This is a genomic window from Antarctobacter albus, assembly GCF_900101505.1.
Classification (GTDB): domain Bacteria; phylum Pseudomonadota; class Alphaproteobacteria; order Rhodobacterales; family Rhodobacteraceae; genus Antarctobacter; species Antarctobacter albus.
Map to the genome: position 1 here is coordinate 396,076 of NZ_FMZI01000003.1, position 19,294 is coordinate 415,369.

At 64.6% G+C, this 19,294-nt stretch carries 26 protein-coding genes; 15 read left to right on the forward strand and 11 right to left on the reverse strand.

The window, feature by feature from the left end:
- Positions 1 to 81: 81 nt before the first annotated feature.
- From meaB to BLQ71_RS07510, 4 genes are all read left to right on the forward strand, one after another.
- A complete protein-coding gene (gene meaB / locus BLQ71_RS07495) occupies positions 82 to 1,062 on the forward strand; it encodes a methylmalonyl Co-A mutase-associated GTPase MeaB (protein WP_074621241.1) in 981 nt (326 codons plus the stop codon).
- Between the two features lie 225 nt (positions 1,063 to 1,287).
- A complete protein-coding gene (gene rpmB / locus BLQ71_RS07500) occupies positions 1,288 to 1,575 on the forward strand; it encodes a 50S ribosomal protein L28 (protein ID WP_043136807.1) in 288 nt (95 codons plus the stop codon).
- A gap of 105 nt (positions 1,576 to 1,680) precedes the next feature.
- Positions 1,681 to 2,028: a hypothetical protein gene (locus BLQ71_RS07505; protein ID WP_074621242.1), complete on the forward strand. Its 348-nt coding sequence runs from the start codon at positions 1,681 to 1,683 to the stop codon at positions 2,026 to 2,028.
- 43 nt (positions 2,029 to 2,071) lie between these two features.
- A complete protein-coding gene (locus tag BLQ71_RS07510) occupies positions 2,072 to 2,563 on the forward strand; it encodes a copper chaperone PCu(A)C (protein WP_074621243.1) in 492 nt (163 codons plus the stop codon).
- Between the two features lie 32 nt (positions 2,564 to 2,595).
- Here BLQ71_RS07510 and BLQ71_RS07515 read toward each other — a convergent pair whose 3' ends face one another.
- Positions 2,596 to 3,294, reverse strand: coding sequence for an NAD-dependent deacylase (locus BLQ71_RS07515; protein WP_074621244.1), 699 nt, complete (start codon positions 3,292 to 3,294; stop codon positions 2,596 to 2,598).
- A 46-nt stretch (positions 3,295 to 3,340) separates the two neighbouring features.
- On the opposite strand from BLQ71_RS07515, the gene BLQ71_RS07520 reads away from it, so the two are divergent.
- On the forward strand, positions 3,341 to 3,790 hold the full coding sequence (locus BLQ71_RS07520) for a low molecular weight protein-tyrosine-phosphatase (protein ID WP_074621245.1): 450 nt from the start codon (positions 3,341 to 3,343) through the stop codon (positions 3,788 to 3,790).
- Here BLQ71_RS07520 and BLQ71_RS07525 read toward each other — a convergent pair.
- Positions 3,781 to 3,960 (reverse strand): hypothetical protein, encoded by a 180-nt coding sequence (locus BLQ71_RS07525; protein WP_043136629.1) that lies wholly within the window; start codon positions 3,958 to 3,960, stop codon positions 3,781 to 3,783. The genes BLQ71_RS07520 and BLQ71_RS07525 overlap by 10 nt on opposite strands.
- 140 nt (positions 3,961 to 4,100) lie before the next feature.
- Here BLQ71_RS07525 and BLQ71_RS07530 point away from each other — a divergent pair, with 140 nt between their 5' ends.
- Positions 4,101 to 4,964 carry a DUF1353 domain-containing protein gene (locus BLQ71_RS07530; RefSeq protein WP_074621246.1) on the forward strand — a complete coding sequence of 288 codons (864 nt, stop codon included), beginning with the start codon at positions 4,101 to 4,103 and terminating at the stop codon, positions 4,962 to 4,964.
- A 93-nt stretch (positions 4,965 to 5,057) separates the two neighbouring features.
- Positions 5,058 to 5,336 (forward strand): hypothetical protein, encoded by a 279-nt coding sequence (locus BLQ71_RS07535; RefSeq protein WP_043136631.1) that lies wholly within the window; start codon positions 5,058 to 5,060, stop codon positions 5,334 to 5,336.
- 14 nt (positions 5,337 to 5,350) lie between these two features.
- On the opposite strand, the gene BLQ71_RS07540 is transcribed toward BLQ71_RS07535, so the two are convergent.
- The 3 genes from BLQ71_RS07540 to BLQ71_RS07550 form a co-directional block, all read right to left on the reverse strand.
- Positions 5,351 to 5,674 (reverse strand): hypothetical protein, encoded by a 324-nt coding sequence (locus BLQ71_RS07540; protein ID WP_074621247.1) that lies wholly within the window; start codon positions 5,672 to 5,674, stop codon positions 5,351 to 5,353.
- Between the two features lie 506 nt (positions 5,675 to 6,180).
- Positions 6,181 to 7,986, reverse strand: coding sequence for a translation elongation factor 4 (lepA, locus tag BLQ71_RS07545; protein WP_043136640.1), 1,806 nt, complete (start codon positions 7,984 to 7,986; stop codon positions 6,181 to 6,183).
- A gap of 164 nt (positions 7,987 to 8,150) precedes the next feature.
- Complete coding sequence (locus BLQ71_RS07550) at positions 8,151 to 8,771, reverse strand: hypothetical protein (RefSeq protein ID WP_074621248.1); 621 nt, start codon at positions 8,769 to 8,771, stop codon at positions 8,151 to 8,153.
- A gap of 196 nt (positions 8,772 to 8,967) precedes the next feature.
- Here BLQ71_RS07550 and BLQ71_RS07555 point away from each other — a divergent pair, with 196 nt between their 5' ends.
- The 3 genes from BLQ71_RS07555 (at position 8,968) to BLQ71_RS07565 (ending at position 10,811) form a co-directional block, all read left to right on the forward strand.
- Positions 8,968 to 9,159 carry a hypothetical protein gene (locus tag BLQ71_RS07555; RefSeq protein ID WP_074621249.1) on the forward strand — a complete coding sequence of 64 codons (192 nt, stop codon included), beginning with the start codon at positions 8,968 to 8,970 and terminating at the stop codon, positions 9,157 to 9,159.
- 334 nt (positions 9,160 to 9,493) lie between these two features.
- Positions 9,494 to 10,291 (forward strand): Hint domain-containing protein, encoded by a 798-nt coding sequence (locus BLQ71_RS07560; protein ID WP_074621250.1) that lies wholly within the window; start codon positions 9,494 to 9,496, stop codon positions 10,289 to 10,291.
- Between the two features lie 166 nt (positions 10,292 to 10,457).
- Entirely contained in the window at positions 10,458 to 10,811 is a 354-nt protein-coding gene (locus tag BLQ71_RS07565; protein WP_043136648.1) for a hypothetical protein, read from the forward strand.
- Between the two features lie 9 nt (positions 10,812 to 10,820).
- Here the strand turns inward: BLQ71_RS07565 and cuyB are convergent, their stop codons facing one another.
- Genes cuyB through hisD form a run of 3 tightly spaced genes read right to left on the reverse strand, consistent with a single transcriptional unit; the run spans position 10,821 to position 13,810 of the window.
- Positions 10,821 to 11,486 (reverse strand): cysteate racemase, encoded by a 666-nt coding sequence (cuyB, locus tag BLQ71_RS07570; RefSeq protein WP_043136651.1) that lies wholly within the window; start codon positions 11,484 to 11,486, stop codon positions 10,821 to 10,823.
- Positions 11,483 to 12,493, reverse strand: a complete 1,011-nt coding sequence (gene cuyA / locus BLQ71_RS07575; RefSeq protein WP_074621251.1) for a D-cysteate sulfo-lyase — start codon at positions 12,491 to 12,493, stop codon at positions 11,483 to 11,485. The genes cuyB and cuyA overlap by 4 nt, the downstream gene beginning before the upstream one ends.
- A gap of 3 nt (positions 12,494 to 12,496) precedes the next feature.
- Entirely contained in the window at positions 12,497 to 13,810 is a 1,314-nt protein-coding gene (hisD, locus tag BLQ71_RS07580) for a histidinol dehydrogenase (RefSeq protein ID WP_074621252.1), read from the reverse strand.
- A gap of 65 nt (positions 13,811 to 13,875) precedes the next feature.
- Here hisD and BLQ71_RS07585 point away from each other — a divergent pair, with 65 nt between their 5' ends.
- The gene (locus tag BLQ71_RS07585; RefSeq protein ID WP_074621253.1) at positions 13,876 to 14,841 is read left to right on the forward strand and encodes a LysR family transcriptional regulator; all 966 of its coding nucleotides are present in this window, start codon (positions 13,876 to 13,878) and stop codon (positions 14,839 to 14,841) included.
- Between the two features lie 147 nt (positions 14,842 to 14,988).
- Here BLQ71_RS07585 and BLQ71_RS07590 read toward each other — a convergent pair whose 3' ends face one another.
- From BLQ71_RS07590 to BLQ71_RS07600, 3 genes are read right to left on the reverse strand one after another with little or no spacing between them, the layout of a single operon-like run.
- Entirely contained in the window at positions 14,989 to 15,753 is a 765-nt protein-coding gene (locus BLQ71_RS07590) for an alpha/beta fold hydrolase (RefSeq protein ID WP_074621254.1), read from the reverse strand.
- A 46-nt stretch (positions 15,754 to 15,799) separates the two neighbouring features.
- Positions 15,800 to 16,513 carry an NUDIX hydrolase gene (locus tag BLQ71_RS07595; protein ID WP_074621255.1) on the reverse strand — a complete coding sequence of 238 codons (714 nt, stop codon included), beginning with the start codon at positions 16,511 to 16,513 and terminating at the stop codon, positions 15,800 to 15,802.
- Positions 16,514 to 16,522: 9 nt separating this feature from the next.
- Positions 16,523 to 16,903 carry a DUF983 domain-containing protein gene (locus tag BLQ71_RS07600; protein WP_043136818.1) on the reverse strand — a complete coding sequence of 127 codons (381 nt, stop codon included), beginning with the start codon at positions 16,901 to 16,903 and terminating at the stop codon, positions 16,523 to 16,525.
- A 230-nt stretch (positions 16,904 to 17,133) separates the two neighbouring features.
- Between BLQ71_RS07600 and BLQ71_RS07605 the strand changes: the two genes are divergently transcribed.
- From BLQ71_RS07605 to BLQ71_RS07620, 4 genes are all read left to right on the forward strand, one after another.
- Positions 17,134 to 17,712, forward strand: coding sequence for an EF-hand domain-containing protein (locus BLQ71_RS07605; RefSeq protein WP_088702305.1), 579 nt, complete (start codon positions 17,134 to 17,136; stop codon positions 17,710 to 17,712).
- Between the two features lie 84 nt (positions 17,713 to 17,796).
- Entirely contained in the window at positions 17,797 to 18,384 is a 588-nt protein-coding gene (locus BLQ71_RS07610; protein WP_069209887.1) for an RNA polymerase sigma factor, read from the forward strand.
- The gene (locus tag BLQ71_RS07615; protein WP_074621292.1) at positions 18,377 to 18,751 is read left to right on the forward strand and encodes a hypothetical protein; all 375 of its coding nucleotides are present in this window, start codon (positions 18,377 to 18,379) and stop codon (positions 18,749 to 18,751) included. The genes BLQ71_RS07610 and BLQ71_RS07615 overlap by 8 nt, the downstream gene beginning before the upstream one ends.
- A gap of 3 nt (positions 18,752 to 18,754) precedes the next feature.
- Positions 18,755 to 19,288 (forward strand): periplasmic heavy metal sensor, encoded by a 534-nt coding sequence (locus BLQ71_RS07620; protein WP_074621256.1) that lies wholly within the window; start codon positions 18,755 to 18,757, stop codon positions 19,286 to 19,288.
- The last annotated feature ends 6 nt before the right edge of the window (positions 19,289 to 19,294 follow it).

The window sequence follows — 19,294 nt, forward strand, 5'->3', positions numbered from 1 at the left end:
TGGAAAGTGGGCGCCTGGGGAGAGGTCTGACAGCGACGTCGCGGCTCTGGACTTTTCCACGCGGGCGCGGGAAATGGGCACATGGATATCGAGGATCTCAAGACCCGCATCCTGGCGGGCGAACGGCGTGCCCTGGCGCGTGCCATCACGCTGGTGGAAAGCGGGCGGGCGGATCATCGCGCGCAGGCGCTTTCCTTGCTTGAAGCGTTGAAGGGGCATGGCCGCGAGGCGCTGCGCGTCGGCCTGTCGGGTACGCCGGGTGTCGGCAAATCCACCTTCATCGAGGCCTTCGGCATGATGCTGACGGCGCAGGGGCTTAAGGTCGCCGTGCTGGCCGTGGATCCCAGTTCGGCGCGTTCGGGCGGGTCGATCCTGGGGGACAAGACACGGATGGAGCGGCTGAGCCGCGAGCGAAACGCCTTTATCCGCCCCTCGCCGTCGCAATCGCAGCTGGGCGGGGTCGCGCGGCGCACGCGCGAGGCTATCGACCTCTGCGAGGCGGCGGGATTCGACGTGGTGCTGATCGAGACGGTGGGCGTCGGCCAGTCCGAGACGATGGTGGCGGAAATGTCCGACCTGTTCCTGCTGCTGCTTGCGCCCGCCGGTGGTGACGAGTTGCAAGGGGTCAAGCGCGGCATCATGGAGATGGCCGACATCCTGCTGGTCAACAAGGCGGACGGGGCGCTCAAGTCTACCGCCGTGCGGACCTGCGCGGACTATGCCGGGGCACTGCGCCTGTTGCGCAAGCGTCCGCAGGACCCGGAGGGCTTTCCGAAGGCGATGACCGTTTCGGCGCTGGAGGATTCGGGCCTGGTGACGGCCTGGGAAGAGATGCAGTCCCTTGCCGATTGGCGGCGTGAGACCGGGCATTTCGCGGGCCGTCGCGCCGAACAGGCGCGATTCTGGTTCGAAGCCGAAGTCCGTGAACGCCTGCTGGCACGGCTGAAGCGGGAGCCGGTCAAAGGGGCGATGGAGGCACTTGCGCGTGACGTCGAGGCGGGCGGGCTGACGCCTTCGGCGGCAGCAGAGGAGCTGTTGCGCGACTACCTGCAGATGGGATGAGGCCGCCATGCAGGCCGCGGGACGAAAGCCTTGCAACAGGGACTTGACGAAACCCGCGCATCTGCATATGCACCGTCAGACCAGATTCCGGGCGCCCCCCGAATAACCAAAACGGGCGGCGCCCTTTGATATTGGCAGGGTCTTCGATTCGTTTGAACCGGGGTACGCTGCAAGGATGAGACCGGCGGGGCAGAGGCCTTGCCACCAGTGGATGAGGACGAAGCGATGTCGCGTGTCTGCGAACTGACCGGCAAGGGCCCGATGGTGGGCAACAATGTGAGCCACGCCAACAACAAGACCAAACGGCGTTATCTCCCGAACCTGAACGACGTGACCCTGCAGTCCGAGACGCTGGGCCGCGGCATCAAGCTGCGCATCACCGCGCACGCGCTGCGTTCGGTCGACCACCGTGGCGGCCTGGACAAGTTCCTGGCCAAGGCGAAAGATGTCGAGCTTTCGGATCGCGCCCTGAAGGTCAAAAAAGAGATCATGAAGGCACAGGCCGAAGCCTGAAGCTTTCCTGAGGGACAGTGAAGACAGCCCCGTGGCCCCGGCCGCGGGGCTGTTTCCTTTTGTCGCTTTGGGGCGCCCGGACAGGGCGTCTATATCATAGAAGCGATGCTGAAACTCCGGCCCTTCATAGGCGTCTTGCTGGCGATGGTGCTGGCCCTCACGGGCCTGTCAGCCGCCTATGCGCGCGGGCAGGCGGACCCTGCGGGCAGCATCGTGATCTGCCGTGGCCTGACCGTCGTGACCGTGCTCGTGGACGATGAGGGCCAGCCAGTTGAGCCGCCCCATGTCTGCCCCGACGCGGCGACGGTTCTTTTCGTAGAGACAGGCTCCATCGCGCTCCCGCTTGCCTTGGGGCTGACCTGGCGCACCGTGGATTGGGAGCAGCCAGAGACGATTCTGGCCGAGCAGGCAAATGCTCAAGCCCGGGCCCGGGGACCTCCGCGTATTCTCTGACTGACAGACCACATCACTGACAGAGAATACCGAGGATATTGAAATGACCCTGAAAACCCTCTTTGCCGGCGCCTGCGCGCTGGCCCTTGCCACACCTGCCTTTGCCGAAATCGTCATCAAGGACCCCTACGCCCGCAGTTCCGGACCGCTGGCCAAAGCCGGGGCCGCCTTCATGATGATCGAGAACACCGGCGCGGAGGACGACCGGCTGATTGCCGCAAAGTCCGACATCGCCGTGCGGGTCGAACTGCACACGCACAAGGATATGGGCGAAGGCGTCATGCGCATGATGGAAGTCGAGGAAGGCTTTCCCGTGCCCGCGGGTGGTGCGCACATGCTGCAACGCGGTGGCGATCACGTCATGTTCATGGGGCTGAAAGGTCCGATGGAACAAGGTCAGACGGTTACCGTGACGCTGACCTTTGAAAAGGCGGGCGACATGGTCGTCGAAATTCCCGTCGATCTTGAACGCCAGCCGAAGCAAGGCATGGGCCACGGTATGGGCCACGGCGCCGGCATGGGCGCCAGCAACTGAAGATGTGATGGGGCAGGCCTTGTGGGCCTGCCTTACACCTGTCGGGCCAGCAGACTGTCCACCCAAGGGGGCACGACCTCTGTCGCCTTGCCCATGCAGTGCCTGGTAAAGGCCCGTGACACCTCGGTCCGTTCCAGGTTCAGTTCCACGGTTTCCGCCCCGGCGAGCGCGGCTTCGACCACGAAACCTGCCGCCGGATAGACCTGTCCAGAGGTTCCGATAGCGGCGAATATCGCACAGTCCTGCAAATGTTCTGCGATCTCGTCCATGTGATAGGGGATCTCTCCGAACCAGACCACGTCCGGTCGCGTCGCGGGGGCGGCACAGGCGGGGCAGGGGTCCTCGGGCAGCATCGTCTCTGGTGCGGCCCAGCGGAAACCGCAGGCCGCGCAGAGCGCCCCGGCCAGCGTACCGTGCATGTGGACCGCTTCGCCGCCAGCGCTTTCATGCAGCCCATCGACGTTCTGCGTCACAAGAATCACCTCGCCAGGCCAATACTGTTGCAGGCGGGCCAGCGCTTCGTGGGCGGCATTCGGCGCGGCACCTGCGGATTGACGGCGGCGGGCGTTGTAGAAATCGTGGACGAGGGAGGGGTTACGGGCAAAGCCTTCGGGGGTCGCCACGTCCTCGATCTTGTGTTTCGCCCAGAGTCCGTCTTCGTCGCGGAAGGTACCCAGCCCGCTCTCCGCCGAAAGCCCGGCGCCGGTCAGGATGACGATCTTCCCAGTCATATCCTCGGTCCTTGCCCTGTTCCCCACGGCTCGCTAGGACCGTGACATGGCCCATCGTATCCTCTTTGTCTGCCTCGGCAACATCTGCCGCTCCCCTTCTGCCGAGGCGGTGATCCGGACGCTTGCAGAGGCGCGCGGCATGGCGGTGGACCTGGACAGCGCAGGGACCGGGCGCTGGCACATCGGAGAGCCACCCTATGCGGCGATGCAACAGGCGGCGCATCAGCGGGGATATGACCTGTCGGCTCTGCGTGCGCGGCAGGTCACGGCGCGCGATTTTGCGCGTTTCGACCTGATCGTTGCGATGGACGGGCAGAACCTTCGGGATCTGCGCGTCATGGCGCCGGCAACGGGCGGGGCAGAGCTGCGACTGATGACGGACTATGCCCCGTCGCTTGGCACCGACGAGGTGCCCGATCCCTATTACACGCGTGACTTCGACGGGACGCTGGACCTGATCGAGCGCTGCGCCGAGGGTCTGTTGGATCAGTTGTAGAGCTGACGGGCCACCAGCCAGGACACCGGCGCGGCGACCACGAACCCGGCGATGGCGGCTACGACAATCGGGTAGAGCGTGTCTTGCCCTGAAACCAACGCGACAATGATGAAGGTCCCCGCCAGGGAGGTTGAAATCAGGGAATAGAGAAGACTGGCAAGACGAAACATGAAACCCTCCGGACGTGCTTGATTTCGCGACACATATCCGGAACCGCATGCGAAATCCTTGATCTGGGTCAGGCGCCGCTTGATCGGGATGGACGACTCTCGTAGGTTCGCGCCATCGTATTTGATCCAATGGATAGACCATGCGCAAACTTGCCCTTCTGTCGGCCTGTGTCCTCGCCGTGGCGGGATGCGACCCGACAACCTACATCGCCCAGAGCAGCCGCGCCGAGGCGCCCGAGATTTCCTGCCTGACCCAACCGCAGGGGGGCTGCAGTTTCAGCCAGTCGCCGCTGCGGGTCCTCGACGAGCCGGTTGAGCTGCCGCGGCGCCCGTACAAGTTCTTCCCAACTGCCGATCCGCTGAACTTCGTCGATGCACATGGAAAATCCTGGAACGCTCCGCCGCGGACACTGACGGATGGTGCGTCGATCCCCAAGATCTTCATCAGCATCGTCGGCGATCCGACCTCGCCCGAATACATCAATGCCGCGGCCGTGCATGACGCCTATTGCGGTGTCGGAAACGAACGGGGGCCGATGTTTCACCGCGCGAAATGGGAAGACGTGCACGTCATGTTCTATGACGGGCTGATCGTCGGCGGTACGCCAGAGATCCGTGCCAAGATCATGTTCGCGGCGGTCTGGCTGGGCGGCCCGCGATGGGCCGATCCTACGGGCGCGGTCGTCTCGACCCAGGGGCAGGGGGCGGCACGCGGGCCGTCCTTCCACAATCCGCTCGACGCGGTCCCAACCTGGGAGAAGCAGGAGGCGATGCGCAAGGCCAAGCGCTATATCGAGCGCAACCGCCCGCCACTGCCGCGGTTGATCGCCTACCTGCGCCGGCTTGAGAATGACCTGGTGCGCAACCAGATGCCCGCACCGGAGGACGAGTTCCAGCACTACGGCGATGAAGGCTATTATTTCGACTTCATCCTGGATGATCCGGCGACGGGCTATGACTATCCCGAGGTCACCGATCCTGGTCTGGGCACCGACGGAACCTGACCCGATCGGACGTCTGGCCTGATCCGGATCAAGGTCACCCGCGTGGTCCTGGCCTATCCTCCTCCTGATGTGCGTAGATCCGGGAGGGGAAAAATGATCACGCTGGACGATATCGAGGACATGACCTGCCTGACACGGGAGGAGATCGAGGCCGTTGCCGAACATGACCGACTGCCGGACGTCAGCGCCTCCTGCCTCGCCGAATACATGATGCACCAGCATCATGGTGCCGCGAAGGTGCAGCAGATGATCTGCGAGGACATCCGCGAAGCGCTGCACCGGGGGGACAAGGCGCATGCCAGGGAGCTTTACGGCGTGCTGCACCATTTCCTGAAAGAGCACCCCGACGCGGCGCGCGGCGCCTCGGCCTGAGGGGGGGGCGCGGGTCAGGTGCCGGGGCAGATATAAACGATGGTCAGCCCCGGCCCGTCCAGCGACAGCGCATAGCTGGTGCCGGTCTCTCCCCGAAAGGGGCTGGGCTGCGGTTCGCTGCTGGGGGCGGGGCCGGGCAGGCTCTGCCCGCTGCTGGCATGGATCACCACCTGTCCAGGACCAAGATTGTAGAGCGTCCAGGTATGCGTGGGCGCCAGTAGCTGAATGCGCTGATCGGGGCTTTTCAGGTCATGCCCGATACACTCCCCCGGTTCCTGCGCGGCAAGTGGGCCGGGCGGGGCGAGGGTAAGCAGGGCGAGTCGAAGGGGCAGTCGCATGAGGCCGGGACATTAGGGGTTTGCGTGCCCGGGGCAAAGGGGGATTCGGATAGGTCGAGAGGTACCTGGGGATGCTGTGGACGGAGTCGGCAGTGGCGGGTGGTGTGGCACACTGGGGAGATGCGTAGAGACTCAGCCCGCTAAGCGCGAGTCCCTAATTTAGCGAGATCAACCGCCGCGAGGCCGAAGTCGGGCGGTCCGCCAACATGATCACCGCTCGTTTTCGAACCGTGAATCATGCCAGTCAGACCAAATCAATGGGTCCTGACCCTAACGAACGACCGGTTTCGTAATCGTACAATGCTTCAATAAGAGTTCCGAGGTGGAAACGGGTCCTGCCATGTTGGGACAGATCAGGGATCTTGATATTAACTGATTTGGTACTCAGTTGATCAAGATTGATGATCTGTTCGTCAAGCGGCACGGGTTGCAACACCCCGCCATGTGGGCACGCGGAACCTGCTTCGCACAACCAACTTTCGCCCAACGTCACTTAAAATGGACGATTACTCGTCCATCTTCAACGCTGAAATAAACGCCTCTTGCGGGATCTCCACCTTCCCGAACTGGCGCATCTTCTTCTTGCCGGCCTTCTGCTTTTCCAGCAGCTTCTTCTTCCGGGTCGCGTCGCCGCCGTAGCATTTCGCCGTCACGTCCTTGCGCAGCGCCGACAGCGTCTCGCGCGCGATGACCTTGCCGCCGATGGCCGCCTGGATCGGGATCTTGAACATCTGGCGCGGGATCAGGTCCTTGAGCTTGGCGCACATGGCGCGCCCGCGCATCTCGGCCCGGTCACGGTGCACCATCATCGAGAGCGCGTCCACCGGCTCATCGTTCACCAGGATCTGCATCTTGACGAGGTTGTCCTCGCGGTAATCGGTGATCTCGTAATCAAAGCTGGCATAGCCCTTGGTCACGGATTTCAACCGGTCGTAGAAGTCAAAGACCACCTCGTTCAGGGGCAGGTCGTAGACCGCCATCGCCCGCCCGCCGACATAGGTCAGGTCTTGCTGCAGCCCGCGCCGGTCCTGGCAGAGTTTCAGCACGTCGCCCAGGAACTCGTCCGGCACCAGGATCGTCGCCTTGATGCGCGGTTCCTCGATGTGGTCCACCTTGGAGGGGTCGGGCATGTCGGCCGGGTTGTGCAGGTCGATCCGCTCACCATCGCGCATGAAGACGTGGTAGACGACCGAGGGCGCGGTGGTGATCAGTTCGATGTCATATTCACGCTCGATCCGGTCGCGGATGACCTCTAGGTGCAGAAGGCCGAGGAAGCCGCAGCGGAAGCCGAAGCCAAGCGCGGCCGAGGTTTCCATCTCGTAGGAGAAGCTGGCGTCGTTCAGGGCCAGTTTCTCGATCGCGTCCCGCAGGTCCTCGAATTCCGAGCTGTCGACCGGGAACAGGCCACAGAAAACCACCGGGATCGAGGGTTTGAAGCCCGGCAGCGGTTCGGCGCAGGGTTTCTTGTCATGGGTGATGGTGTCGCCGACCTTGGTGTCGCGCACCTGCTTGATGGAACCGGTGAAAAAGCCGATCTCGCCTGGGCCCAGTTCCTTGACGTCCTGCATGGCGGGGCGGAAGACGCCCAGCTTGTCGACGCCGTACTTGCCGCCGGTGCGCATCATGCGGATGTTGTCGCCCTTTTTCAGGGTACCGTCCATGATCCGGATCAGGACGACGACGCCGAGGTAGGGGTCATACCACGAGTCCACCAGCATCGCCTTGAGCGGCGCGTCCGGATCGCCGCCGTGGGGCGGGGGCAGGCGCTTGACGATCGCCTCGAGCACGTCGGGGATGCCGATGCCGGTCTTGGCCGAGATCAGGCAGGCGTCCGAGGCGTCGATGCCGATGACATCCTCGATCTGCTCGGCCACGCGCTCAGGCTCGGCGGCGGGCAGGTCGACCTTGTTCAGGACCGGGATGATCTCATGGTCGGCGTCGATGGCGGTATAGACATTGGCCAGCGTCTGCGCCTCGACGCCCTGAGAGGCATCGACCACCAGCAACGAGCCTTCGACCGCGCGCATGGAGCGGGAGACCTCATAGGCAAAGTCGACGTGTCCGGGGGTGTCGATGAGATTGAGGACATAGGTGTTGCCGTCCTTGGCCGGGTAGTCGATGCGGACGGTGTTGGCCTTGATGGTGATGCCGCGCTCGCGCTCGATGTCCATCGCATCGAGAAGCTGAGCCTTCATGTCGCGTTCGGCGACGGTTCCGGTCAGCTGGATCAGCCGGTCGGCCAGGGTGGATTTCCCGTGGTCGATGTGGGCGACGATGGAGAAGTTGCGGATGCGGGACAGGGGTGTGCTCATGACGTGCGATATGCTGTGGAACAGGGGTTTGGTCAAGTGGGGATGGGAGAGAGCGACCTTGGCACGGTGGGGCTGACAGGGCGCAAAGCAGCGACTGCGCACTGGTGCTTGTCGACCTCGGTTTCCTGCCGCGCATAGGTGGCAGTCCCCGCGGTCAATGACTTTCAGAAATCCCGCCGCAATGGCTCATTCGCCGCCCAGGCCTTGCGATCCATGATGTAAGGTGTCTCTCCGAAATCCACGACCCAGGTCTCGACGATGAATTCCTGCCCGGTGTCCTTCTGATAGATCGAGGCGACCGTGTGGGTCCAGAATTCGCGCGTCATGAAACCGATCGTGACGCGTTGGCCGGGGCGGTGAAAGCGCAGGTCGCCAGCATCGTCCAGCATCTTCAGGTAAACGGCGGTGTTGACCATTTCGTCGACGCAGTCCTGCGCCTTGACGCCCATTTGCAGGGTCGATCCGGCCCTGTCGCTGTCATATCCCGTCTTGCGTCCCACCACGACTTCCAGCCGGCGCAGGGTCTCGGCCAGGGCGCGGCGCTCGGCGCCGGGGGTGCGCGGGCGGCTGCGCAGAGGGGCTCTGGCACTGGACCATTCGGCGGGGCTCAGCGAAACGGCGACGCGCTTGCGGCAGTTGTGGCTGCCGCAGACATGGAAGGCAGAAGGCTTGGGGTTGGTCACGCCGAAGTTCTGCCGTGCCCGGTCAAGACCACCGCCATCGACGTCGCAGCCCGTCAGACCGAATGTGCCCAGGAGGCAGGCCAGTAGAGCCAATCGCCGCATCTTCGAGGGTCCTTCTTTGACGGAGGTGTCTTGGCAAACGGACATCCCGGGGGCAACGCTGCACGACTCATGTGATGCGGGGATGGTGAGAAATGGCAACAGGTTGCAGCGGCGGAATGGCACCTCTGGGGGATTTCCGGACTGTGCCGCCGCAATTCGCGCCCATAGGGTCCTCACAGTTGATTGGAGAAGTTTGATGACCCGTATCGTTGCCCTCGCCATTTTTGTCCTTGCCGGCCTCACGGCCATTGCAGTCGAGGCCGCTCCGGAAGCACGCGAGACCACGGATCGAAGCGCCCGGATCGACGGGTTTGCCGGGGCTTCGGGAACGGGCAAAGCCGTCGCGGGCGGCTTTGCCAGCGACGGCGGCCTTGGCGGGACGCGCTGATCCCGGGCTTCTGCTTGTTCCGGTCACGTTTTGATCTGCAGTCGGGAAGCATTTTGTAAAGATTTCTCAACGATCCGGGCGCGGAAACGTGCGAAGCTCCTGTCCCGACAGGCGCTTTGACAAATGGTTCACGCATTCAACTCCAGCGTGCGGCGCCGCGTCAAATTCTCGGTGCCCGGGTTGACATGTGATGTCTTTTGCCAAATTTTTTGTAGGTGTGTTCATCGGGATCTGGGTTTGAAAAATGGCAACGTATGACGCGGGTGGGTATTGGTCATATTCAGGTTCAGCGGGGCTGGCCACGTATTCGTCATCCACCGGCAGCGGCGTCAATTTGGATGATGGCGAGGCAAACGGTACGTTCGAGGTCGGGGACATTCTGATTGGCTCTGACAACGCCTTTGTCGGGACCATCGAGGTCCCGCTCGTGGCGGGCGGCACCATGTGGTTGCCGGTGACGCACAATGGGACCTTCAGCCATATCTGGATCCCTGAAGGCATGAACCTGGGTGACTTCGATGAGCCCAGGACTTTTCGCCTTTTGGACTTGAACACCAGCGATTTCCCGACCTGCTTTCTGGAAGGCACTGGGATCGATACGCCCGAGGGCACCGTGGCGGTTCAGGATCTCGAAATCGGCCAGGTGATCTGTACGGCGACCGGAACGACGAAAGTCAGGTGGATCGGTCGCCAGACGCTCTTTCCCCGGTTCCAGCCCGCCGAAAGGGTGAGGCCCGTCCGCCTCTGTGCCGACGCGTTGGGCCGGGGGGTGCCCCGGCGCGATCTTCTGCTTACTGCCGATCACGCGCTGCACGTCGACGGGCTGCTGATCAATGCCTCGGCGCTGGTCAACGGCACCAGCATTCGCTGGGAGCCGATCGAGGCCCTGGGAGACAGTTACACGATCTATCATGTGGAAACCGAGGCGCATGAGCTGATCCTGGCTGAAGGCGCCGAGGCGGAAAGCTATATCGACTATGTTGCGCGCAGCTGTTTCGACAATTACGCCGAGTACTTGGAGCTATACGGCGCGGACACCGGAATCACCGAAATGGACTTGCCGCGGCTGAGCGCGGCGCGCCTAATGCCGGAAAGTGTCAGGGTGCGTCTTGAAGGTCTGATGGCGGCCTGACCGTCAAGACGCCCCCTGACGCTCTGGGGACAAATAAGGGCGGGCAATGTTTGTCCCTGAACGCTGGTGGATTCTTGAAGCTGACGGGCAAATCGCGCATGATGCGCCCGAGGGCAGTGCCGGGGCAGACGGAAAATCCGCGTCCGGGCAACGAGAGACAGGTGAGATGAAGCAAGCAGTTATTCTGGCTGCCTGCCTTGGGCTGGCAGCCTGCGGTGGCGGAACAGCATCCAAACGCAGCTATGGGGCAGCGCCGCAGGTGCGCATCAGTTCGGGGCCGATCGCCGATGCCTGCGTGGCGGCGGGCCGACAAGGGGCGACGCGACGGTTGTGCGGATGCGTGCAGGGGGTCGCGGACCGGGATCTTTCGGTCTCGGATCAGAGAATGGCGGTCTCGTTCTTTTCAGACCCGCACCGCGCACAGGAAATCCGCCAATCGGACAACCCGAGGCACGAGGCCTTCTGGCAGAAATACAAGGCCTTCGCCGCCCGCGCCGAACAGGTTTGCCGCGGACAGTAATCCGGATCGTCAGCCGGACTGCGCATGGCCGAGGATCCGCCCCACGAGGCAGTCGAGGCTGTCCGTCCAGGCGATGTCCCGTGGCAACAACGGGGCGGCCAGCGACAGTTCGGTGCAGGCGATCAGGATGTGATCGGTGCGCTCCTGCAGGCGCCTGGCCTCTTCGGTCAGCGCGGGCAGGATTTGTTCGGGCGTCGCGCCGGCCTTGATCGCGCGGATCATCCCAAGCAGGGGCGCGTCGTCCGGCGGCGCGGTGAAGGGCGCATCCAGATAGGTGTCGAATATGCCGGTCAACCGTGTTGCCGGAGAGGCCAGGATACCGATGCGCCCCTTTCCCTCGAGCGACTGCGCGGTGGCGGCCAGCATGTCGAGAAATGGCAGATCGGTGGCCGCGCGGATACCGGCGGCGTAGTGATGCGCGGTGTTGCAGGGCATGGCCAACGCGGTGGCGCCTGCAGCGGCCAGGTCGCGGGCCATGCCTTGCAGGACCGGCAGGGGCGAGGGGCCCGTGCCCTCGATCAGGGCGGCGATGCGCGAGGGGACGCCCGGGTTTTGATGCACGATCACCGGCACGTGGTCGGCGTCATCCTGCGCAGGCACCACGTCCAGCAGTTTCTGCATCAGCAGGATGGTGGCCTGCGGCCCCATCCCGCCAAGAATGCCGACCGGCCTCATGCGCGGGATTTCACGTCGAAGGCATGCGTGTAGCCGGTCAGCCCTATGGCGCCGCCGGTGTGCAGGAAGACGACGCGCTCATTGCTCTTGAAATGGCCCTGGCGGATCAGGTCGATCAGCCCGGCCGCGCCCTTGGCCGAATAGACCGGGTCCAGAAGGATCGCCTCGTGTCGGGCAAAGAGGTCGATGGCCTCAAGGGTGCTTTCCGCCGGGATGCCGTAACCGTCGCCGACGTAATCGGTATTGGCCACCACGTCCTCGCGGGCGACCACCCCCGGACACCCCAGCTTCTCGGCTGTCTTCACGGCCAGGTTAAAGACGTTTTCTTCTTGTTTTGCCTTGGGTGCGCGGACCCCGATCCCCAGCAGCGGGATACCGGCGTTCATCGCGCTGAGCCCGGTGATCAGCCCGGCCTGTGTCCCGGCAGAGCCGGTGGCGTGAACGATGTGATCGACGCGCAGCCCGGTCTCGACGAACTGGTTCAGCATCTCCAGCGCACAGTTGACGTAGCCAAGTGCGCCCGTCGCGTTCGATCCGCCGCCCGGGATCGTGTAAGCGCGCTTGCCATGCTCGCGCATGGTCTCGGCCACGGCCTCCATTTCGGCATTCATGTCCAGGTCCGGCCCGCGATGTTCGATCGAGGCGCCGTGCAGCACGTCCAGCAGGACGTTGCCGTTGTAGCGATAGTTCTCGTGATTGTAGCCGGTACGGTCCTCCAGCAGGATATGGCATTCCATGCCCAGCTTCGCCGACGCCGCCGCTGTCTGGCGAGCGTGGTTTGACTGGGTTGCGCCCTGGGTCAGGACAACATCGGCGCGCTGCTCAAGCGCCTCGGCCATCAGGAACTCCAGCTTGCGGGTCTTGTTGCCGCCGGTCGACAGGCCGGTGCAGTCGTCGCGCTTGATCCAGATTTCGGGGCCGCCGAGAAATTCGGTCAGGCGCGGCAGCGGTTCCAGCGGCGTGGGCAGGTGGGCAAGGCGGACACGGGGAAACTTGGCGAGGTTCATCTTTCAACTTTCGTTTGCGGCGCAGGCGCGTGGGGACAGGTTTGCGAGGCGGGCCTCTGCCGTCAAGGCGTGTCCGGTCATGCCTTCGGCCCGCGAGATGACAGACGTGGCATGGGCCAGGGCGGGCAGGGCCTCGCCTCGGGCCTGTTGCCAGGTGACGGTTTTCAGGAACTTGTGCACCGACAATCCGCCAGTGTAGCGAGCGGCGCCTCCGGTGGGCAGAACGTGGTTGGGGCCAGAGGCCTTGTCGCCAAAGGCGACGGTGGTCTCGGCGCCCAGAAACAGCGAGCCGTAGCTGGACAGGCGTGACTGCCACCAGGAAAGGTCGGCACATTGGACATGCAGGTGTTCGGGGGCATGGCGGTCGGACTCTGCCGCCATCTCCTCGCGGCTGGCGCAGAGGGTGATTTCGCCCATCGCCTCCCAGGCCTCAAGGGCGGCGCGCGCATTGTCGCCGCCAAGCCGGGCGCAGGCGCGCGGCATGATCTCCGCAACACAAGTGGCCAGTGGTTCGTGATCCGTCACCAGCCAGCAGGGCGAGGTTGGCCCGTGTTCGGCCTGCCCGGCCAGGTCCAGCGCAACCAACTCCGGATCGGCCGTGGCATCCGCCAGGATCAGCACGTCGGTCGGTCCGGCGAACATGTCGATGCCCACGGGGCCGAAAAGCTGGCGCTTGGCTTCGGCGACATAGGCGTTGCCGGGGCCGGCCAGGACGTCGGCGGGTGGTGTTCCGAACAGGCCGTAGGCCATCGCGGCGATCCCTTGCACGCCGCCCAGGGTCAGGATCGTGTCGGCCCCGGCAAGCTGCATGGCATAGAGCGTCGCCGGGTCGATCCCCAATGCGGTTCCATCCACGTCACGGCGTGGCGGGGCGCAGGCCGTGACATGGGGCACACCCGCGGCGCGGGCGGTGGCAATGGTCATCAGCGCCGAGGCGATATGCGCGTAACGTCCGCCGGGGACGTAGCAACCGGCCGCCGCGACGGGCAGGCTTTTCTGTCCGGTGGTCAGGCCCGGATGCAGTTCGATCTCGAAATCCCGGACCGATGCGCGCTGTGCTTCGGCAAAACGGCGGATGTTGTCGTGAGCATAGGCCAGCGCCTGTTTCAATGCATCTGGCACCTGGCGTGCGGCGTGATGCAGCTCATCGGGTGATACGGTGATCTCTCCGGTCCAGCTGTCGAGGCGCTCGGCATAGTCACGCGCGACCTTTTCGCCGCCGCTCTTGAGGCGGGCCAGCATGACCTGCACGGTGTCGGAAATTTCCGCGATCGAGGCGGGGGGCAGGCCGGGGGCGGATTTGATCAGGCGGGACATGCGTTTTCCTTGACGTAAGCGGACAGGTTCACAAAAACGGAAACTGTGGCCTCGGAGATTCTGCGATGTTGATGAAAGGCGTGACGTTGCGCGGGCTCGAGGTCTTCGAGGCGCTGGCGGAAACTGGCTCGGTCGCCAGGGCGGCCGAGGTGACGGGACTCAGCCAGCCGGCGGTCAGCCAGCAGATGCGCAACCTCGAGGGCGCACTGGGGGTGGACCTTGTGGATCACGGGCGCCGGCCGATGCGGCTGACCCCGGCGGGCCGGTCCTTTCTGGGGCGGACCCAGGCGGTGCTGCGGCAGTTGCGGCTGGCGCAGAACGAACTGACGGTGATGGACCTCACCCATCTCAGCACGCTGAGCCTGGGGGTGATCGACGATTTCGACAATGACCTGACGCCGCGTCTTGTCACCATCCTGGCCGAGAGCATGACGCGCTGCCGGTTCAAGCTGATCACCGCGCCCAGCCACGAGATTTCCGAAGAGATCAAGGCGCGCCGCCTGCATCTTGCCATCGCTGCCAGCAGCGGCGAGGTGATGGAGGGGATCGTCGAATACCCTTTGGTGCGAGACCCTTACATCCTTGTTTGTGCCCGTGGGGCAGTCGAGGCGGCGGGCGGAGTAGAGGCGATGATGCAGGCGCTGCCGATCCTGCGCTACGATCGCGCGCAGCTGATCGGGCGCCAGATCGAGGCCCACCTGGCGCGGCAGAAGCTGGAGTTCGCGGAGAGATTCGAGATCGGGGCGCACCTCTCCCTGATGACGCTGGTGGCGCGTGGCATGGGCTGGGCGATCACCACGCCGTTGGGATACATGCGCGCCGGGCGTTACCACGAACAGATGGAGGCGCATCCCGTACCCTTCAAACCCTTCTCGCGCACCATTTCCCTTTTTGCCGGAACGGACTGGGCGGACCGGGTTCCGCGCGACGTGGCGCGCACCATGCGGATGCTGGTGGGCGACATGGTCATTGCCCCCGCGCTGGCGCAGCTGCCCTGGCTGGACGGCGAATTGAGAGTGATGGAAAGCTGACGGCGCGCGGCATCTGCGCGCGCGCAGCGTATTGATCTGTCGCATGACGCCAGATTGCCGCAAGGGCATGGCCTGTCCACGGGGCAATCGTCTGTTTTCGGAAGGAAATGCCGCAGTTTCGGGAATCGTGAAACTGCCCTTGGCCCGCTACCCTTCGACGTGATCCACGAAAGCCCGAACCGAGGCCTCGAACCCGCGCGGGTCTTCTGCGTGCAGCCAGTGTCCTGCCTTAGGGATCTTGGCAAACCGTGCTTTTGGGAACAGCTCGCGAATACGCGGACGGTGTTCGGCCTGAACATAGTCGGACTGACCGCCCGAAAGGAACAGCGTCGGCCCGTCGTATCGACCCTCGATCTCGGGAAACCCGAGGATCTTGGGCATTTCCCGGGCCAGCGTGTCCAGGTTCAGCTTCCACCGTTTGTTCTGCACGTCCAGAGACTGGGTGAAGAAGCTTTGCAGGGTCTTGTCCTCGACATGCTGTGCCAGCTGCTCAACCGCGTCCGAGCGCTTTTCGACCCAGGACAGATCAACCGCGCGCATGGCTTCGATGAACTGGATCTGGCTGTGTGTATAGGCCACGGGCGCGATGTCGGCGACGAGGAGCGAGGCAAGCTTTTCAGGGTGTTGCAGTGCCAGGACCATTGCCGCCTTGCCGCCCATCGAATGGCCGACGACGTGCGCGCGGCCGCCGTGGGCGTCGATCAGTTCTGCCAGGTCCCCGGCCAGGTCGGGATAGCCGTGGGTTTCGGTCCGGGGACTGTCACCGTGGTTGCGCATGTCCGGGGTCAAGACGTGCCAGCGGTCGGACAGGCGCTTGGCGATCACACCCCAATTGCGCCCCGACCCGTAAAGCCCGTGGACGATGACAAGGGGTGTACCGCCGGGCGTGCCGTGAGAAAGCGTATTCAACATGGGCTACACATACGATGCACCGTGGGCGAGGGCCAGTGGCGCCGCGTCAGTCGCGCATCCCGGCACCATGCAGGCGCAGGAACAGGCTTTCCTCGTCGTCGTTGCGGAAGAATGGGACGGAATCGGGGGGTGTTTCGTCCGTTGCGCGCGCCGCAACCTCTGCCAGCACGACCTCGGTGATGAAGGGCATGTCATAGTTGCGGATCTCGTCCACGGCGATCCACTGCAGGTGCGAAAGCTCGTCCGTGGCGGCGTCGAAATCATCCGGGTCCGAGGCGAGTTCGTCCGCGTCGAGCAGGAAAAACCGTGCATCAAAGCGGCGCGGTCGTCCCGGCGGGGTGATGGCGCGAAAGATGAACTGCAGTGGTTCGGCCGAGGGGCGGTGCCCGGTGCCAGCGAACTCGAGCCAGTCCTCGGGGATCGATTCGGGCCAGGGGGCTGGAACGCCAAGGATCTGGCCGGTCTCCTCCCACAACTCGCGTACGGCGGCGACGGCCAGCGCGCGGGCCATGTCGGGCGAGGAATCCTCGCTCAGCCGCGCCGCGCAGAGCGGGGGCAGGGCGCGGGCCAGCGGGATCTGTGCGTCCTGCGCATCGACCGCGCCACCGGGAAAGACGAACTTGTTGGGCATGAAGGCGGCCTTGGCACCGCGTTGTCCCATCAGGACGCGCGGACGCGTGGCCCTGTCACGCAGGACAACCACCGTGGCGGCATCGCGGATCGCGGTCTTGTCGATGGTCTTGGCCGTCGTCTCGGTCATCTGCGCCCCTCAGCTTGGGGGCGCAAAACCATGCATGCCGCGTGCCCACTGGAAGGCCACGATCGCCCCTTTCAATCGGGGCAGAAGATAGAGCGAGAGCGCGACGCAGCCAACGCCAAAGATCGTGAACAGGACCAGCGGCTCGGGGCGCCACGTGGTAAAGACCACATGCAGCAGGGGCGCCATGAGGTGACCGACGATCAGGATCGTCAGGTAGGCCGGGCCGTCGTCCGCCCGGTGATGGTGCAATTCCTGGCGGCAGACCGGGCAATGATCGCGCACGGTAAGGTAGCCCGACAGCATCGGGCCGTTGCCGCAATTGGGGCAGCGTCGCCGCCAGCCCCGCCACAGCGTCGGCCACAGGCTGTCTTTTTCCGGTGTGTCCGGCATGTCGTACATCTCAGTTTTTTCGCGTTTCCAGCTTTCAGGATGGGGGCGCGACCGATGCGGTGGAAGGGTGCAAAACGTCATTGCGTCCGGATGTCACAGATCACGGCAGCGTGAAGGCAGTGCTGCGATTTCTTGCGACGGAATTGCCGGGGTGGGCCGTGATAGACTGCAGAGACGCCCGGAGAGCGGGCGGCTTGGACACCCGAGACTAGCTCTGGAAGGACAAGGAAATGAAAACGACTGCACTCTGGATCACCGGCGCGATGGTTGTGGCGATGGGCACCGCAGGTGTGGCCTCGGCCAAGGGCATGGAATTCGGCGCCCACGGACCGCGCGGCGCCTTCATGCAGGAAATGTTTGCCGAGATCGACGCGGATGGCGACGGCAAGGTGACCAAGGAAGAGATCGAGGCCTTCAAGACCGCACAGTTCGAGGCCACCGATACCGATGGCGATGGCAAGCTCTCCCGCGAAGAGATCGCGGCGGCCCGCGATGCCCGACGTGTTGCGCGGATGCAGACGATGGTCGAGCGGCTGGACCAGGACGGTGACGGATTGCTGAGTGCCGATGAACTGGCTGCAGGTCCGGCCCGGCGTGCACCTCAGGACATGTTCGACCGGCTGGATGCGGACGATGATGGCGCGCTGACGCTGGAAGAGATCGAGAAGGCGCGCGGTGCCTTCCAGCGCGGCGGCAAGTCCCGCTTTGGCCATAAGGACCGTGAGCACGGCCATCGTGGCGGGCATGGCCATCAAGGCGGCATGGGCTTTCCGTTCTTCGGTGGCCCCGACATGTCGGACGACAGCTGAGTGATGAGACCGGGCGGCGCTGGCCGCCGCCCGGACCGTTGCACGCGGCGAATTGCCGGGATAGCGCGGAACGATGGACAGGACATGCCTTTCGAAGCCATGAGTGCGGCAGCCGATGAAGACCTGCTGGCGGATTACGCCGCCGGCGACGCCAGCGCGGCGCGGGTTTTGACCCAGCGCCTAGCGCCGCGTGTCTTCGCACATGCCATGCGGATGCTGGGCGGCGACAGGGCCGAGGCCGAGGACGTGGCGCAAGAGGCGCTGTTGCGGCTATGGCGTGCCGCGCCGGGGTGGCGGATGGGCGAGGCCAAGGTCTCGACCTGGCTTTACCGCGTGACCGCGAACCTCTGCATCGATCGCATCCGGCGGCGGCGTGGCGGGACGGACATCGACTCGGTGCCCGAACCTCTGGATGAAACACCCTCGGCAGCGGCGGGGCTGCAGCAACAGGCCCGCGCCGAGGCACTGCAGGGGGCGCTGGACGCCTTGCCCGATCGGCAGCGACAGGCGGTGATCCTGCGTCATATCGAGGGGCTGCCCAACCCCGAGATCGCCGAGATCATGGACATCGGGCCGCGCGCGGTCGAGAGTCTTGTGGCGCGGGGCAAGCGGGCATTGGAGGCGGCGCTGATCGGGCGCCGCGCAGAACTGGGATATGAAGACGATGACTGAGCGCAAGGACAACCAGGACGATGATGCACTGGGGCTGTTTTTCGCAGCGGCACGCGCCGAGGCTCCGCTTCCCGACGGCGATTTCCTGGCCCGGATCGAGGCGCAGGCGTTGGCCGAGCAGCCGCGCGCGGCGTCCCCGGCGCCGGTTGTGCGGCCGCCCAGGCCGGGCCGGTTGGCGCAGCTGCGCGAAGCCTTGGGTGGATGGATTGGCGTGACCGGGCTGGCGACCGCCTGCGCGGCGGGGATCCTGATCGGGGTCAGTTCTCCGGAAAGCCTGTCGGTATTCTGGGGGGGCGATGCCGCCGGGCTGGGGACGCTCGGTGTCGATCCCCTCGGCGGGTTCGACCTTGCTTTGATGGAAGGGTAGGCAATGGCGTCGGAAATGGAAACCTCGGGCCGGCCCGGGCGCTGGCTGCGCATCCTGCTGTTCCTGTCGCTGGCGCTCAACCTGCTGGTGGTTGGCGCGGCGGTGGGGTTTTTCCTCAATGGACCGCCAGCGCCGCGCGGCGACCGGAGCGATCCGGTGCTGCCTTACACGCGCGCCTTCGACGAGGATCAGCGGCGCGAGTTGCGTCGAGGGCTCTGGCGGGCGATGCGCAAGGATGCCGGTGCAATGCGGGCTGGCTATCTTGCGGATTACCAGCGTGGACTGGAGCTGTTGCGGCAGGACCCCTTCGACCAGGCGGCCCTTGCGGCACTGCTTGCAGATCAGGCTGCGCGCGGCGTCGAAGTGCGGACGCGGGGCCAGGAGGTCCTGGTGAAATTCCTGGTCGAGATGAGCGCCGAGGAGCGTCGCGCCTATGCCGACCGACTGGAAGCCGAGCTGGAACGGATGCGGAGCCGTGGACATGGTCGGGACAAGGACCGCGACGGACGCCAGGCGCCGAAACCGCCGCGCGACTGAGCGCGG

Bases quoted from the DNA above. Each gene is read 5' to 3' on its own strand.
- meaB (WP_074621241.1), top strand. From the start codon at position 82: ATGGATATCGAGGATCTCAAGACCCGCATCCTGGCGGGCGAACGGCGT.
- rpmB (WP_043136807.1), top strand. From the start codon at position 1,288: ATGTCGCGTGTCTGCGAACTGACCGGCAAGGGCCCGATGGTGGGCAAC.
- BLQ71_RS07505 (WP_074621242.1), top strand. From the start codon at position 1,681: ATGCTGAAACTCCGGCCCTTCATAGGCGTCTTGCTGGCGATGGTGCTG.
- BLQ71_RS07510 (WP_074621243.1), top strand. From the start codon at position 2,072: ATGACCCTGAAAACCCTCTTTGCCGGCGCCTGCGCGCTGGCCCTTGCC.
- BLQ71_RS07515 (WP_074621244.1), bottom strand. From the start codon at position 3,294: ATGACTGGGAAGATCGTCATCCTGACCGGCGCCGGGCTTTCGGCGGAG.
- BLQ71_RS07520 (WP_074621245.1), top strand. From the start codon at position 3,341: ATGGCCCATCGTATCCTCTTTGTCTGCCTCGGCAACATCTGCCGCTCC.
- BLQ71_RS07525 (WP_043136629.1), bottom strand. From the start codon at position 3,960: ATGTTTCGTCTTGCCAGTCTTCTCTATTCCCTGATTTCAACCTCCCTG.
- BLQ71_RS07530 (WP_074621246.1), top strand. From the start codon at position 4,101: ATGCGCAAACTTGCCCTTCTGTCGGCCTGTGTCCTCGCCGTGGCGGGA.
- BLQ71_RS07535 (WP_043136631.1), top strand. From the start codon at position 5,058: ATGATCACGCTGGACGATATCGAGGACATGACCTGCCTGACACGGGAG.
- BLQ71_RS07540 (WP_074621247.1), bottom strand. From the start codon at position 5,674: ATGCGACTGCCCCTTCGACTCGCCCTGCTTACCCTCGCCCCGCCCGGC.
- lepA (WP_043136640.1), bottom strand. From the start codon at position 7,986: ATGAGCACACCCCTGTCCCGCATCCGCAACTTCTCCATCGTCGCCCAC.
- BLQ71_RS07550 (WP_074621248.1), bottom strand. From the start codon at position 8,771: ATGCGGCGATTGGCTCTACTGGCCTGCCTCCTGGGCACATTCGGTCTG.
- BLQ71_RS07555 (WP_074621249.1), top strand. From the start codon at position 8,968: ATGACCCGTATCGTTGCCCTCGCCATTTTTGTCCTTGCCGGCCTCACG.
- BLQ71_RS07565 (WP_043136648.1), top strand. From the start codon at position 10,458: ATGAAGCAAGCAGTTATTCTGGCTGCCTGCCTTGGGCTGGCAGCCTGC.
- cuyB (WP_043136651.1), bottom strand. From the start codon at position 11,486: ATGAGGCCGGTCGGCATTCTTGGCGGGATGGGGCCGCAGGCCACCATC.
- cuyA (WP_074621251.1), bottom strand. From the start codon at position 12,493: ATGAACCTCGCCAAGTTTCCCCGTGTCCGCCTTGCCCACCTGCCCACG.
- hisD (WP_074621252.1), bottom strand. From the start codon at position 13,810: ATGTCCCGCCTGATCAAATCCGCCCCCGGCCTGCCCCCCGCCTCGATC.
- BLQ71_RS07585 (WP_074621253.1), top strand. From the start codon at position 13,876: ATGTTGATGAAAGGCGTGACGTTGCGCGGGCTCGAGGTCTTCGAGGCG.
- BLQ71_RS07590 (WP_074621254.1), bottom strand. From the start codon at position 15,753: ATGTTGAATACGCTTTCTCACGGCACGCCCGGCGGTACACCCCTTGTC.
- BLQ71_RS07595 (WP_074621255.1), bottom strand. From the start codon at position 16,513: ATGACCGAGACGACGGCCAAGACCATCGACAAGACCGCGATCCGCGAT.
- BLQ71_RS07600 (WP_043136818.1), bottom strand. From the start codon at position 16,903: ATGCCGGACACACCGGAAAAAGACAGCCTGTGGCCGACGCTGTGGCGG.
- BLQ71_RS07605 (WP_088702305.1), top strand. From the start codon at position 17,134: ATGAAAACGACTGCACTCTGGATCACCGGCGCGATGGTTGTGGCGATG.
- BLQ71_RS07610 (WP_069209887.1), top strand. From the start codon at position 17,797: ATGCCTTTCGAAGCCATGAGTGCGGCAGCCGATGAAGACCTGCTGGCG.
- BLQ71_RS07615 (WP_074621292.1), top strand. From the start codon at position 18,377: ATGACTGAGCGCAAGGACAACCAGGACGATGATGCACTGGGGCTGTTT.
- BLQ71_RS07620 (WP_074621256.1), top strand. From the start codon at position 18,755: ATGGCGTCGGAAATGGAAACCTCGGGCCGGCCCGGGCGCTGGCTGCGC.